This is a genomic window from Morganella sp. HSTU-ASny43, assembly GCF_022819185.1.
Lineage (GTDB): Bacteria > Pseudomonadota > Gammaproteobacteria > Enterobacterales > Enterobacteriaceae > Morganella > Morganella morganii.
In genome coordinates this window covers 36,966-50,817 of record NZ_WSPG01000016.1, presented here as the reverse complement: position 1 = coordinate 50,817, position 13,852 = coordinate 36,966, and the positions used below count along the sequence as shown (strand labels likewise).

Annotated in this window: 13 protein-coding genes; 4 read left to right on the top strand and 9 right to left on the bottom strand. The window is 50.0% G+C overall.

Annotated elements, in window-relative coordinates; translation table 11 throughout:
• Positions 1 to 58 precede the first annotated feature (58 nt).
• The 5 genes from GN208_RS10335 to zwf all read right to left on the bottom strand — a co-directional run bounded on the left by GN208_RS10335 (position 59) and on the right by zwf (position 4,920).
• A complete protein-coding gene (locus GN208_RS10335; RefSeq protein WP_004237487.1) occupies positions 59 to 1,435 on the bottom strand; it encodes an ATP-binding protein in 1,377 nt (458 codons plus the stop codon).
• Positions 1,432 to 2,100: a heavy metal response regulator transcription factor gene (locus GN208_RS10330; protein WP_015422693.1), complete on the bottom strand. Its 669-nt coding sequence runs from the start codon at positions 2,098 to 2,100 to the stop codon at positions 1,432 to 1,434. The genes GN208_RS10335 and GN208_RS10330 overlap by 4 nt, the downstream gene beginning before the upstream one ends.
• Before the next feature lie 112 nt (positions 2,101 to 2,212).
• Positions 2,213 to 2,545, bottom strand: a complete 333-nt coding sequence (gene mdtI / locus GN208_RS10325) for a multidrug/spermidine efflux SMR transporter subunit MdtI (RefSeq protein ID WP_004237484.1) — start codon at positions 2,543 to 2,545, stop codon at positions 2,213 to 2,215.
• A 1-nt stretch (position 2,546) separates the two neighbouring features.
• Entirely contained in the window at positions 2,547 to 2,936 is a 390-nt protein-coding gene (gene mdtJ / locus GN208_RS10320; protein ID WP_004237482.1) for a multidrug/spermidine efflux SMR transporter subunit MdtJ, read from the bottom strand.
• Positions 2,937 to 3,444: 508 nt separating this feature from the next.
• Positions 3,445 to 4,920 carry a glucose-6-phosphate dehydrogenase gene (gene zwf, locus GN208_RS10315; RefSeq protein ID WP_004237480.1) on the bottom strand — a complete coding sequence of 492 codons (1,476 nt, stop codon included), beginning with the start codon at positions 4,918 to 4,920 and terminating at the stop codon, positions 3,445 to 3,447.
• 330 nt (positions 4,921 to 5,250) lie between these two features.
• Here zwf and GN208_RS10310 point away from each other — a divergent pair, with 330 nt between their 5' ends.
• A complete protein-coding gene (locus tag GN208_RS10310) occupies positions 5,251 to 6,099 on the top strand; it encodes a MurR/RpiR family transcriptional regulator (protein ID WP_004237479.1) in 849 nt (282 codons plus the stop codon).
• Positions 6,100 to 6,351: 252 nt separating this feature from the next.
• A complete protein-coding gene (gene pyk / locus GN208_RS10305; RefSeq protein WP_004239443.1) occupies positions 6,352 to 7,794 on the top strand; it encodes a pyruvate kinase in 1,443 nt (480 codons plus the stop codon).
• A 62-nt stretch (positions 7,795 to 7,856) separates the two neighbouring features.
• Here the strand turns inward: pyk and lpxM are convergent, their stop codons facing one another.
• The 3 genes from lpxM to znuA form a co-directional block, all read right to left on the bottom strand.
• Positions 7,857 to 8,837, bottom strand: a complete 981-nt coding sequence (lpxM, locus tag GN208_RS10300) for a lauroyl-Kdo(2)-lipid IV(A) myristoyltransferase (RefSeq protein ID WP_004239444.1) — start codon at positions 8,835 to 8,837, stop codon at positions 7,857 to 7,859.
• 157 nt (positions 8,838 to 8,994) lie between these two features.
• A complete protein-coding gene (mepM, locus tag GN208_RS10295; protein ID WP_032098299.1) occupies positions 8,995 to 10,371 on the bottom strand; it encodes a murein DD-endopeptidase MepM in 1,377 nt (458 codons plus the stop codon).
• Positions 10,372 to 10,393: 22 nt separating this feature from the next.
• The gene (znuA, locus tag GN208_RS10290) at positions 10,394 to 11,308 is read right to left on the bottom strand and encodes a zinc ABC transporter substrate-binding protein ZnuA (RefSeq protein ID WP_004237288.1); all 915 of its coding nucleotides are present in this window, start codon (positions 11,306 to 11,308) and stop codon (positions 10,394 to 10,396) included.
• 76 nt (positions 11,309 to 11,384) lie between these two features.
• Here znuA and znuC point away from each other — a divergent pair, with 76 nt between their 5' ends.
• Complete coding sequence (gene znuC / locus GN208_RS10285; protein WP_004237289.1) at positions 11,385 to 12,194, top strand: zinc ABC transporter ATP-binding protein ZnuC; 810 nt, start codon at positions 11,385 to 11,387, stop codon at positions 12,192 to 12,194.
• Positions 12,187 to 12,972, top strand: a complete 786-nt coding sequence (gene znuB / locus GN208_RS10280) for a zinc ABC transporter permease subunit ZnuB (protein ID WP_004237290.1) — start codon at positions 12,187 to 12,189, stop codon at positions 12,970 to 12,972. The genes znuC and znuB overlap by 8 nt, the downstream gene beginning before the upstream one ends.
• Before the next feature lie 61 nt (positions 12,973 to 13,033).
• Here the strand turns inward: znuB and GN208_RS10275 are convergent, their stop codons facing one another.
• Entirely contained in the window at positions 13,034 to 13,786 is a 753-nt protein-coding gene (locus GN208_RS10275) for a hypothetical protein (RefSeq protein ID WP_004237291.1), read from the bottom strand.
• Positions 13,787 to 13,852 lie beyond the last annotated feature (66 nt).

The window sequence follows — 13,852 nt, the reverse complement described above, 5'->3', positions numbered from 1 at the left end:
CAGGAACTGTTATACCGCATAATCTGAATTTAAAGCTGACAGGACGATGACAAATTTGTCATGAAAGGGGATGAGTATCCGGAAAAATTAAGGTTACCGTGTTATATGACCCGGTACGTTCAAATCTGACCTCACCTGAATGCAATTCTGTTATTGCCTGAACAATCGATAAGCCCAGCCCGCTTCCTTCTGACGTTCTCGCATTATCTCCGCGCCAAAAGCGGGTAAAGACCTGTTCACTGTTTGCAACAACATCACCTTTGTTCATCACTGAAATGACGGTGCTGCCATGATTATTTTCTGCACAGGCAATAACCTCCGTATTTTCATATGAATATTTAACCGCATTTGACACAACATTAACCATAATCTGCATCAGCAATACTTTGTCTGCTGATACCGTCACATCCGATATTTTATTAACCAGCCGGATATTTTTCTCATCGGCATAAAATGCCAGTAACTCATAAATATCCTCAACCAGCTCAGAAACAACGATGGTTTCCCGCTTCAGATTAATATTTTTATTCTCTGCTCTGGCGATAAACAGAATGTTTTGTATTATTTTTGCCAGTTTATCCAGCTCTTCTGTATTGCTGGCGATAATCGCTTCATACTCATCCGCAGTGCGCGTTTTTTGTAATGTGATTTCATTCTGAATTTTAATGGCATTAATGGGTGTTCTTAATTCATGCGCTAAATCATCCGCAAGTTGTGTCAGCCGGACAAAATCATTTTTCAGCCGTGAGCGCATGATATTCAATGAATCACCCAAACTTTTCAGTTCATCCGGTAAGCGGCTGATATCCACCGTCTGTCCCAGAGAGTGCAGATCTGTTTTCGCGGTGATCCGGCTGAGATGCGTAATATCCTGCAATCCCCGGCGGATAAGCCATATACTGAAGACGACCATCAGAAGAATAGCAATAACGGAAACAATCAGACTTTGCTGTAAATATCCGCGTAAAACACTGCTGCGATCAACCGAACGCTTTGCCAGAGTGACATATAATTTACCTTCAGGAGCCTGAATCTCAAAATTAACCACGGAAACCGGCATGTTATCATCCGTATTCTGGTATGAGATTAAAGGCGTTTCCTGATTATCCGGATAATTAAGTTTGTCCCGGGTATTCAGGGTTATCTCCGGGTTGGTATCCACAATAACGTGATTATCAGCATCTGCTATCTTAATAACATCCTGCCGCATATCCATCATCCGCCGGAAATAAACAGGTAACGATTTAATATCAATACCACTGACTATCAGTTTAGCCAGTTGGTCGGCACGGTTAATCAGGATGTCATCATCTTTTGAGGCAAGTTCATTTTTCAGAGAGTGATAAAGGATCAGTGTGACAAAACCTGCGTTTGCCACCATCAGCAACATAAATAATGATACAATTTTAAATCTCAGTGAACGTATTTTCATCATTCCGATCCGTTCAGGCGGTATCCCATACCACGGACAGTTTCAATTAATTTACGATCATGATCGTCATCTATTTTTTTTCTGAGCCGCCGGACAGCCACATCGACAATATTGGTATCACTCTCAAAATCCATTCCCCATACCTCACAGGCAATCAGTGTTCTGGGCAGGATCTCCCCTGAATGCAGCGCAAAAAAAAGCAACAGTGAATATTCCTGACGTGTCAGCGATATTTTCACGCCTCCCCGCTGTACATCATGACGGGTCAGATCAATGCTGAGATCGGCGATCTCAATCACTTTGGAAGCCGGTTGAGAAGTACGCAGCTGATTCCGGACTCTCGCCAGTAATTCGGAAAATGAAAACGGTTTAACCAGATAATCATTCGCGCCCAGTTCCAGTCCTTTTACCCGGTCAGCAACTGCATCCCTGGCTGTCAGACAAATAACCGGTACCATTTTGGCGGTTCTCAATATTCTCAGCACTTCCCAGCCATCCATACCGGGCAACATAATATCGAGAATAACCAGCCGGTAATTGTTCTCCAGAGCAAGATACAACCCGTCTCTGCCATCTGCCGTGATATCAACAATAAATCCGGCTTCCTCTAATCCCTTTTTAACCCAGCTGCCGGTCTTTTCATGATCTTCAATCAGTAATATTTTCATTTTTATAATCCGGAATTTTACCTGTACATCCTGCATCAGTGTATTTTAATTCCGGACATAAAAAAACAGCAGACAACTCCGGGTTGTCTGCTGTTTTTCTGTGACGCAATGATCAGGCAAACTTAATCATCACCATACCCAGCAGAAGCAGAATAATCCCGCTCCAGCCTTTATAATTGAGGCGCTGGTTAAACAGGATCCAGCCTGCGGCAACTGTTGCCACAATACCGAATGCTCCCCACAATGCATACGCAACGGAAAGCTCGATACCGCGGACTGCCAGTGCCAGACAACTGAATGCCCCCAATACCGCCAGCAGCGATAAAATACCCAGCCACAGACGTTTAAAGCCGTTTGACATTTTCAGCAGGATATTCGCCAGAATCTCCAGTACCACGGCCAGCAGTAAAAATGCACCGTGCCACCATTCAAATGTCGATAACATATTACGCCCCTTTCAGCATCTCATTCAGTGGCGCACGAACCGGTTTGGCAGCAGGCTGCTTTTTCTGCACTTTTTTGGTGCCGTATTTAATCAGGGTGATACCCGCGATTAACAGTGCCAGACCGCCCAGTTTCAGCGGTGACAGCGATTCATGGAACCACATCACACTAAACGTGGTGATGATCAGGATCCCGATCCCTTCCCACAGCGCATAAGCCACCCCGAGGGCCACTTTTTTCACTGCCATGGATAATAAAATATAAGAAGAGGCAATCATGATATACATCACAATCATCCCCGCACTGTCACCGGAGACACTCGCGTATTTCATCGACAATGTACCGATCACCTCGGTAATAATGGCTAAGCCTAAAAACATCCAGTAAATCATAGTTATTTCTCCTGATGGACAACGCATACAGGTTCACGGCGCAAAACAGACTGTTTGCGTGAACGGGTGCGTTTATCGCGAAACGAAAACGTTAAATGTAACGATGTGACCAAAAACGCAGGCGCGCTTGGTTCGTCAGACGAAAAGAGAAATAGCTATAACTCGCCGTACCAGTAGTGTTCGCTTGATACGATAGCGGAAAGGAAAAGTACATGGGTAGAACGTCGGATTTTAATCCTGCTACTACTGTCGCTTTGCATGATGTCTTATTCTTTTGTCTGTCCCCGGACAGGGTGACAACAATGAAAGAATCCTCCGGTTATTAATATTCATATTATTTTTAGCACAAGTAACGCAGTTCAGCAATGGTGCGCTGAATTATTTTTCAGTAAATAATTTTATTTTTTAGACAGTTATAAAAAATGACCACCTTCTTATTCAGAAGATGGTCATAATTACGCAAATATTGAACCGGTTAACTACCTTTACTGATACCGCAGATGGATAATTATTCCACTTCGTTCCAGGCATGACCGTCACGGGCCATCATGGCGATAGAAGCTATCGGCCCCCAGCTGCCTGCCTGATACGGTTTCGGCGGTTCATTATCCATTGCCCAGGCGTGCATAATAGAATCCACCCACTTCCAGGCTTCCTCCACTTCATCACGGCGGACAAACAGTGCCTGAATACCGCGCATAGCTTCCAGCAGCAGACGTTCATACGCATCCGCAATATGTGTCTGGTTGAACGTTTCCGAGAAACTCAGATCCAGCTTGGTGGTTTGCAGACGGTGTTTATGATCCAGCCCCGGTGCTTTGTTCAGCACTTCAATATCAATACCTTCGTCCGGCTGCAGACGGATAGTCAGTTTATTCGGCGGCAGATGCTGATAGGTTTCATTGAAAATATTCAGGGACGGCTGTTTGAAATAGACCACCACTTCCGAACATTTTGACGGCATCCGTTTTCCGGTACGCAGATAGAACGGCACACCGGACCAGCGCCAGTCGTCGATATCCGCGCGGATAGCGACAAAGGTTTCGGTCTGGCTGACGGTATTCGCGCCCTCTTCATCCAGATAACCCGGTACTTTTTCGCCGTGAACAAACCCGGCGGTATATTGCCCGCGTACGGTTTTTTCACGGACATTCGTGATATCAATGGTCCGCAGTGAGCGCAGCACCTTCACTTTCTCATCACGGATACGGTCACTGGTCAGGTCATCCGGCGGTGACATGGCAATCATAGTCAGAATTTGCAGCAGATGGCTCTGCACCATGTCACGCATCTGCCCGGCTTTATCAAAGTAACCCCAGCGCCCTTCAATCCCCACTTCTTCCGCCACCGTGATCTGGACGTGGTCGATGGTACGGTTATCCCAGTTATTCACAAACAGGGAATTGGCAAAACGCAGCGCCAGCAGGTTCAGTACCGTTTCTTTGCCGAGATAATGGTCGATGCGGTAAATCTGGCTCTCTTTAAAATATTTCGCTACTTCGGTATTGATCGCCTGTGATGAGGCCAGATCATTACCCAGTGGTTTTTCCATCACCACACGGCTCGGTTCTTTATTCAGATGCGCTTCACCCAGCCCTTTGCACATGGCGCTGAACGTGCCCGGCGGCATCGCGAAATAGTAAACAGCAGTATTTTTGTTTTCCGCAATAATATTGGCGAGGCTTTTGAAATGAGAGGTCTCATTCACATCGAGATTACAAAACAGCAGACGGGCACTGAATCGTTCCCAGAGCACCGGATCCAGTTGCTCGTTGAGGAAGGTATTGAACGCATCCTCAACAAATTTCTGATACTCCTCACGGGACCAGTCCGCACGGCCTGCCCCGATAATCCGCGTTTCCGGATGAATATTACCGGCTTTTTCCAGCTGATATAAAGACGGGAGTAACTTGCGGCGTGCGAGGTCGCCTTTGGTACCGAAAATGACTAAATCACAGGCGGGAACCGTTGCTGTCAGCGCCATAGAAAACCTCTCTTCGTGGCTGTGGAATTGTAATTTTGTTACAGAGATAACGAATAATGTACTCGTTTGCGCCTGGCCAGTAAACATAAATGCGGGTTACCGCACATTCTGACAGGTCTCTGTCGCCGGTCTTTCTGTGTGCAGTTTTGTAATTTAATTACTTTTTTGATGCAAACTTACTAAAATGAAAATCAGACACAGCTCAAACTTTCAAAAAAAAGCCGGATCCGGGGGAGTTTCCCCTCTCCTTTGCCCGGGCTTACGTAGTATATTTTCAAAAAATGAGGGTGGCCGGTGTGTCACACAGATCAATATAAAAGGCACAGTGGCATGAATATTTTAGACCGTCTCCGTAACAGTCTGGATTACCTGAGTAAATCGGAAAAAAAAGTTGCAGAGACGATCCTCGGTGCACCACAAATAGCTATTCATTCCAGTATCGCCACACTCGCCAAAATGGCGGATGTCAGCGAACCAACCGTTAACCGGTTCTGCCGCCGTCTGGACACCAAAGGTTTTCCGGATTTCAAACTGCTGCTGGCGCAAAGCCTGGCAAACGGCACTCCGTATGTCAGCCGCAATGTGGATGAAAATGATTCCGTTGAGGCATACACCGGCAAAATCTTTGAGTCCGCCATGGCTGGTCTGGATGCAGTCAGAAGCACCCTCGATATGCTGACCATCAACCGCGCCGTGGATTGCCTGACACAAGCCCGGAAAATCGCCTTTTTCGGCCTGGGTGCATCTGCGGCGGTCGCCCATGACGCGATGAATAAATTCTTCCGTTTCAATATCCCGGTGATTTATTCCGACGATGTGGTGATGCAGCGCATGAGTTGTATCAACAGCACCGAAGGTGATGTGGTGGTTTTAATTTCCCACACCGGCCGGACAAAAAACCTGGTTGAAATCGCCCGTATCGCCCGTGAAAATGACGCTACCGTGCTCGCCATCACCTCCGAGAACTCGCCGCTCGCGGCGGAAGCCTCTCTCACCATCATTCTTAATGTACCGGAAGACACTGATATTTATATGCCGATGATCTCCCGTCTGGCACAGCTGACGATTATTGATGTCCTCGCCACCGGTTTTACCCTGCGCCGCGGCCCCAAATTCCGCGATAACCTGCGCCGGGTCAAAGAAGCCCTGAAAGACTCCCGAATAGATAAACTCCGTTGATTTTTAACCATTTGTGTCAATTTGACACATTTCCTGCTGCCGGGTGTAATGACCATCACGAATTAGTAATATAACGGATGGTAGGATAACGTCTGACTCACTGTTTTGCGTTTGCTGACTCGATTTTTATTTTAAATACGCGATAATCAGACAGGAGTGAATCGATTTTACACTTTCCTGCCGGGAGCGATTTTCCCGGCGGGGAGTTTTTATCAACACCATTTCACCTTATTCAGGTCAACGGAGTAATTTATGTCAATACGCCTCAGAAGAACGAAAATCGTAACGACCCTGGGCCCCGCCACCGATCGCGATAACAATCTTGAAAAAATCATCCGTGCCGGTGCCAATGTGGTTCGTATGAACTTTTCTCACGGCAGCCCGGACGATCACGTTGAACGTGCGAATAAAGTCCGTGAAATCGCTGCCCGCCTCGGCGTACAGGTGGCTATCCTGGGTGATCTCCAGGGGCCGAAAATCCGGGTGTCCACCTTTAAAGACAATAAAGTTCTGCTGAATGTCGGCGATAAATTTATTCTGGATGCAGAGCTGGGCAAAGGCGAAGGTACCAGTGAGCACGTCGGGATCGACTATAAAAAGCTGCCGGAAGATGTGGTGACAGATGACATTCTGTTACTCGACGATGGCCGTGTGCAGCTGAAAGTGCTGGATGTCAAAGGCACTAAAATCATGACCGAAGTGACCGTCGGTGGTTTGCTTTCCAATAATAAAGGTATCAACAAACTCGGCGGCGGGTTATCTGCCGATGCGCTGACAGAAAAAGATAAAGAAGATATCAAAACCGCAGCCCGTATTAATGTTGATTACCTTGCTGTCTCCTTCCCGCGCAGTGCGGAAGATCTGCACTACGCCCGCCGTCTCGCCCGTGATGCCGGTTGTGAGGCAATGATTGTCTCCAAAGTCGAACGCGCCGAAGCGGTCGCCACCGATCAGGTGATGGATGAAATCATTCTCGCATCCGATGTGGTGATGGTCGCCCGTGGTGACCTCGGTGTGGAAATCGGCGATCCGGAGCTGGTCGGCGTCCAGAAAAAATTGATTCGTCGCAGCCGTCAACTGAATCGTGTCGTGATCACAGCAACCCAGATGATGGAATCCATGATCACTAACCCGATGCCGACCCGTGCGGAAGTGATGGACGTGGCAAACGCCGTACTTGATGGTACCGATGCAGTAATGCTCTCTGCAGAAACCGCTGCTGGCCAGTATCCGGCGGAAACCGTGGAAGCAATGGCGCGGGTTTGCCTGGGCGCAGAGAAAATGCCGAATGTGAATATCTCCAAACACCGCCTGGATATGACCTTCGACAATCCGGAAGAAGCAATTGCGATGTCCACCATGTACGCGGCCAACCACCTCAACGGCGTGAAAGCGATTATTGCCATGACCGAATCCGGCCGTACCGCGCGTATGATGTCCCGCATCAGCTCCGGCCTGCCGATTTTCGCCATGTCCCGCCATGAAAAAACTCTGAATCAGTGCTCACTGTACCGTGGTGTCACCCCGGTATTCTGCAGCACCCACACCGATGGCCTGGCAGCAGTCACCGAAGCTATCAGCCGCCTGAAAGAAAAAGGCTATCTGTGCACCGGCGACCTGGTCATGGTCACCCAGGGCGACCAGATGGGCCTGGTCGGCAGCACCAATACCAGCCGTATTCTTGAAGTGAAGTGATTTTCTTCAGATAAAAATGAAACCGCCTGTCGGATGACGGGCGGTTTTTTTTATGCCCCGTCTCAGGGCAATTCTTTGTGTTTATAGATTTTATACGGCTCTTCTTCACCGTCTTTGCGGGTTTTCAGCAGTTTCAGGATCCAGGTGTATTGTTCGATATTCGGGCGCACCAGGGCTTCCACTTCTTCGTTCATGCGACGGGCGATATACGGGTCGTCCTGACCGTCAATATCATCCATCGGCGGGCGGACGTGGATATGGAACTGGTGATTTTTATGATCGTACACCGGAAACAGCGGGACAATCGCCGCTTTGCACACTTTCATCAGCCGCCCGATAGCAGGGAGTGTGGCTTTATAGGTGCTGAAAAACGGCACAAACTCACTGTGCTCTTCGCCGTGATCCTGGTCCGGCAGATAATATCCACTGAAACCATTACGCACACTGGCAATGAACGGTTTGATACCGGCTTCGCGGGAGTGCAGACGTCCGCCGAAGTGAACCCGGGCTTTATTCCACAGGTAATCCGCCACCGGGTTTTTCTGGTGATGGAACATACCCGCCACTTTATTTCCCTGCGCGGCAAACAACATCGCCGGTAAATCAATCGCCCAGCCGTGCGGCACCATAAAGATGATATTGCGCCCTTCTGCCTGTAACGCGTCAATAATGTCCTGCCCGTGAACCTGCGTGCGGGAAATCACCCGCTGCGGATTGCGAAGGCACAATTCCGCCAGCATCACAAAGGCGTGCGGTGCACTGGCAAACATTTCATCTGTGATCCTTTCCCGCTCCGCTTTCGGCATATCCGGGAAACAGTAATACAGATTGATTAACGCCCGGCGGCGTCCGCCTTTGGCAAAACGCCCGGCAATCCGGCCCACACCGGCCAGCATCGGGTCACGTAATTTAACCGGCAGGTAGCTCAGACCGGCCAGTGCGCCTGCCGCAACCCACATGCCCCAGTATTTCGGGTGCAGGTAATGGCGGTGAAATGTCGGGATATAGCCCGCTTTGCTGTCTGTATCGTTTTCTTTATACACAGAGGGATACCCGTATTAAATTAAGCTTATTTATCATGATATTATAAATACCGTGATCTATTATTATTGATTATCTGAAATCAGAAGTACATTAAAATTCTGTACACTGAGAATGCGGCAGGCGGGTGTCTGTGCACCCGCCGCCGGAATGAGAGGATTAATCAAGTGTCAGCTGTGGCCGGTACTGTTTTACCAGTGCCAGATAGCCGGTACGGTCTTTGCCGGTCAGCCCGCCGGAACGCGGCAGTTTTGCTGTCAGCGGGTTCACAGCCTGTTGTCCGTTCCAGACTTCAAAGTGCAGATGCGGACCGGTTGAGCGCCCGGTATTACCGGATAACCCGACTTTATCACCGCGTTTGACTTTCTGGCCCGGTTTGACCAGCAGTTTGCGCATGTGCATATAACGGGTGGTGAACTGACGACCGTGACGGATAGCCACGAAATTACCCGCCGCACCACTGAATTTAGCCACAACCACTTCCCCGTCACCGACTGCCAGTACCGGTGTGCCGACCGGCATCGCGAAATCGACCCCTTTATGCGGGGCAACACGCCCGGTGACCGGGTTTACACGGCGCGGGTTAAAGTGTGAGGAAACACGGAATTGTCTGGCGGTCGGGAAACGCAGGAAGCCGCGCTCCAGCCCGTCGCCTTTGGCATCATAAAAACGGCCGTCTTCGGCGCGGAATGCATAATAATCACGTCCGTTAGTATGCAGACGTACAGCCAGCATCTGGCTCTGTTCCTGTTTGCCGTCCAGCATTTCACGGGAGGTCAGTACAGTGAAGCGATCGCCGTTTTTCACTTTACGGACATCCACCTGCCATTGTAATGCTTTGGAAATATCACGCACTTCGCTGCGGGTCAGTCCCGCTTTTGATGCACTGGCATTCAGGCTGCCGCTGACTTTGCCGGTCAGGCGTTTAGTCTGCCATTCACCTTCGCGCATCTCTTTGGTTTCTTTGAATCCGTTGCCGCTGCGGACATAGGTACGGGTTTCACGGCGGTTCACCGCCCAGCTCAGGGATTTCAGTTCGCCGTCGTCATTCAGCTCCCAGGCGAGGGTCTGGCCGATTTGCAGGTTACGCAACCCTTTGTACTGATTGGATAATAAAGCCACATCAGAGGAATCTATCCCGTACTGTGTCAGAATGGCAGACAGGCTGTCGCCGCTGGCAACAGTGTATTCAAGTGATGTCGGGATAACGGTGTCAGTCGGGGAGGCTTCGTCGATATCATCAGACTCTTTGGCAAGTCCTTCATCCGGCAGCTGATCACTGCTGTCGGTGATAATATCGTCAGTATCGGTATCAGTGTCCGTGCCGGTTCCTGCCTGCGTGCCGGAGGTGTCAGCAGGTGGCGCAAAATCAGTTTCAATATATTGTTCGTTATCAGCATTCCGCTCATGATATACAGCAAACGGGTGCCAGACAGCGACACCCAGTGTTGCGGCAGTTAACATCCCCAGCATCATGCGATGCGCTTTGGGTAACTGGTTGTATACCAGAACGGCGGATTTTGCCAGTTGCTGCAATTGCACGCGTTCTGTTCCTTATTTATTGCTCCAGGCAGGATGCGTACTGTGCTGATAACCGTGACAGGAAGTTGGTATAACCGTCCCGATCCACTGCAATTCCGCTGCCCAGCGGGTCAAGGACGCCCATCTTCGCGTTCGTCCCTTTGGCCACCGCTTTAATGACTGCCGGCCTGAACTGCGGCTCAGCAAACACACACAAGGCGTTTTGCTCAGCCAGCTTTAATTTGATGTTATTGAGTGTCTGCGCACCCGGCTGAATTTCAGGGTTGACCGTAAAATGCCCGGAAGGCGAAAGGTCAAAACGTTTTTCAAAATAACCATAGGCGTCATGAAAAACAAAATACCCGTGTGTTTTCACCGGTGCCAGCTGCTGAGCAATATTCTTCTCAGTTTCAGTAAGTTGTCCATTGAATTTACGCAGGTTTACGTCCAACACAGATTTTTTATCCGGATAACTCACCAGGAGTTTATTATACACTGCCTGAGCGGTCTGCCGGGCAATATCCGGCGACATCCACAGGTGCATATTGTACTCACCGTGGTGGTGATGCCCGTCCTCATCATGGTCGTCATCTTCATCGTTTTTCAGCAGAAAAGGTTTAACAGACTCAAGTTCGCTGATAACGATCTGTTTTTGCTCCGGAACAGCTGAAAGCGGCTTTTGCAGGAAGGTTTCCAGCTCCGGCCCGACCCAGACAACCAAATCCGCTGAACGGATTTTTTTCAGGTCAGACGGTTTGAGTGCATAATCATGCGGCGAAGCACCATCCGGCAGTAAAATCTGTGTGTCCGTGACGCCATCTGCAACCGCAGCGGCGATTAACCCGATAGGACGTACTGATGTTAACACATCTGCGCTGGCGGTTTGTGCGGCCAGACTCAAAAATGTGGCAATAAACGCTGTTTTTATTCCGTGCCGTGACTGGTGCTGCATAATGGAAACTCCGTGACATGATTGCGATAATGTTATATTATAACGTTTCATTCATTCTGCAAGATAATAATTTGTCATGTCAACACTTATCGCGGTAAATGATGTTTCTGTCGCTTTTGGTGCCAATACGGTACTCGAGGACATTTCATTTACATTATCCCCCGGGAAAATCATCACCCTTCTCGGGCCGAACGGCGCGGGAAAATCCACTATTGTCCGTGTGGTACTCGGCCTTACCGAACCGACGTCCGGCACCGTCACCCGCACACCGGGTCTGACTGTCGGCTATGTTCCGCAAAAACTCTATCTCGACCCGACAATGCCGCTGACGGTGGCCCGTTTTCTGCGTCTGAAGCGCGGTGTCAGCAAGGGCGAGTGTCTCGCGGCGCTTGAGCGGGTCAATGCCGCGCATCTGACCGGAAAACCGATGCAACGGCTGTCCGGCGGTGAAATGCAGCGTGTGCTGCTGGCCCGTGCCCTGCTCGCCCGGCCGCAGCTGCTGGTGCTGGATGAGCCGACTCAGGGTGTGGATGTCAACGGCCAGGTCGCGCTGTATGACCTGATCACCCGGCTGCGTGATGAACTGAACTGCGCGGTGCTGATGGTTTCTCACGATCTGCATCTGGTGATGGCAAAAACCGATACCGTGCTGTGTATCAACCGGCATATCTGCTGCTCCGGCGAGCCGGATGTGGTAGCCGCCCATCCGGAGTTTACCGCCATGTTCGGTAGCCGGGCCGCGACACAGATCGGCGTGTACCGTCATCATCACAACCATAGTCACGAGAACGGCAGTGCAGTGCTATCCCCTTCTGCACCCTGCTGCGGGAATCACGCCCCGGCAGATGTCTCTGTAAAACCCGCTCCGGAGTGCCGCCATGATTGAATTACTGTTACCGGGCTGGCTCGCCGGGATTTTACTGGCGATCGCGGCCGGTCCGCTCGGCTCCTTTGTGGTTTGGCGGCGGATGTCCTATTTCGGAGATACGCTGGCGCACGCTTCGCTGCTCGGGGTCGCCTTTGGCCTGCTGCTGAATGTCAGTCCGTTTTATGCCGTGATTGCCGTGACACTGATTCTGGCTATGCTGCTGGTCTGGCTGGAACGCCGTCCGCAACTGGCGGTGGATACTCTGCTGGGTATTATGGCGCACAGTGCGCTGTCTCTCGGTCTGGTGGTGGTCAGTCTGATGTCGAATGTGCGGGTGGATCTGATGGCGTATCTGTTCGGTGACCTGCTCTCAGTGACCTATGAAGATTTGCTGCCTATTGCCGTGGGTGTGACTATCGTGACCGGCTTGCTGATGTGGCAGTGGCGTAATCTGCTCTCTCTGACCATCAGCCCGGAACTGGCGTTTGTTGACGGTATCAATCCGGGCAGACTGCGGATGATGCTGATGCTGGTCACGGCGCTGACCATCGGCCTTGCCATGAAATTTGTCGGAGCGCTGATTATCACCTCTCTGCTGATTATTCCTGCCGCCGCTGCCCGCCGTTTTGCGCGGACACCGGAACAGATGGCTGCGGGTGCTGTTGTCACCGGGATGATTTCCATCACCGGCGGATTAACCTTCTCCGCTTTTTATGACACTCCGGCGGGTCCGTCTGTTGTGCTGTGCGCCGCCTGCTGCTTTATTCTCAGCCTGCTGGTAAAACCACGCAATTAATTGTATATACAGTAAAAAGCCCTGATTTTCAGGGCTTTTTACTTCCGGTCATACCGCGTTATTACGCTGTTTCTGATTTTGTCCGCACTTTCGGTTTCACCGGATTCACACTCAGCACCAGCTTGTCGAGAAATGTGATCAGTTTTTCATTCATTTCACTGTAGCTGTGTCTGCGGATAGCACCTGGTGTATCAACAAAACGGAATCCGGCGGCAGATTTCAGATCATTTTCGCCGTTGAGGATCAGATACTCCACCACATCACGGGTCAGTTCCATATGGCACTGGAAGCCGTAAACGCGTTTGGTGTATTCAATAATCTGACGCGGACAACCGGCACTGAAAGCGATAATCTGCGCGCCTTCGGTTAATCCCGGCATATCATAATGCCAGTGGCCCACCCCCAGCGAATCGCCGAAATGAGAAAACAGCTGGCTGCGTTTTCCGGCCTTGGTCATATGGATGGTAAATTTGCCGAACTCTTTTTCCGGACTTTGTGTATACGGCGCGCCTAATGCTTCGCCGATAAGCTGTGCCCCGAGGCAGACCCCGATGACAACTTTATTTGAATTGATAGCATTGGCGATAAACGCCTGCTCTTTTTTGGAATCAAAATAAGAGCATTGCGCAGTGGTGGTTTCCGGGTTTTGCGGCCCGCCCATGATAATCAGAAAATCAATTCCGCTGATGCTGTCAGGTAACTTGTCACCTTCATACAGACGGGTGAACGTGACATCGTAATTATTCTTCCTTGCCCAATACTCGTAAGCGCCCGGTGCTTCAAAATAGTCATGAATGATAAAATGAACACGCATAGTCAGTTCCTTTTCCCTTTAACGAAATCCTCCTTTTTACATTACAGGGTTCAGACGATGCACGCC

Bases quoted from the DNA above. Each gene is read 5' to 3' on its own strand.
- mdtJ (WP_004237482.1), bottom strand. From the start codon at position 2,936: ATGATTTACTGGATGTTTTTAGGCTTAGCCATTATTACCGAGGTGATC.
- GN208_RS10275 (WP_004237291.1), bottom strand. From the start codon at position 13,786: ATGCGTGTTCATTTTATCATTCATGACTATTTTGAAGCACCGGGCGCT.
- GN208_RS10335 (WP_004237487.1), bottom strand. From the start codon at position 1,435: ATGATGAAAATACGTTCACTGAGATTTAAAATTGTATCATTATTTATG.
- pyk (WP_004239443.1), top strand. From the start codon at position 6,352: ATGTCAATACGCCTCAGAAGAACGAAAATCGTAACGACCCTGGGCCCC.
- zwf (WP_004237480.1), bottom strand. From the start codon at position 4,920: ATGGCGCTGACAGCAACGGTTCCCGCCTGTGATTTAGTCATTTTCGGT.
- znuC (WP_004237289.1), top strand. From the start codon at position 11,385: ATGTCAACACTTATCGCGGTAAATGATGTTTCTGTCGCTTTTGGTGCC.
- znuB (WP_004237290.1), top strand. From the start codon at position 12,187: ATGATTGAATTACTGTTACCGGGCTGGCTCGCCGGGATTTTACTGGCG.
- GN208_RS10310 (WP_004237479.1), top strand. From the start codon at position 5,251: ATGAATATTTTAGACCGTCTCCGTAACAGTCTGGATTACCTGAGTAAA.
- znuA (WP_004237288.1), bottom strand. From the start codon at position 11,308: ATGCAGCACCAGTCACGGCACGGAATAAAAACAGCGTTTATTGCCACA.
- GN208_RS10330 (WP_015422693.1), bottom strand. From the start codon at position 2,100: ATGAAAATATTACTGATTGAAGATCATGAAAAGACCGGCAGCTGGGTT.
- mdtI (WP_004237484.1), bottom strand. From the start codon at position 2,545: ATGTTATCGACATTTGAATGGTGGCACGGTGCATTTTTACTGCTGGCC.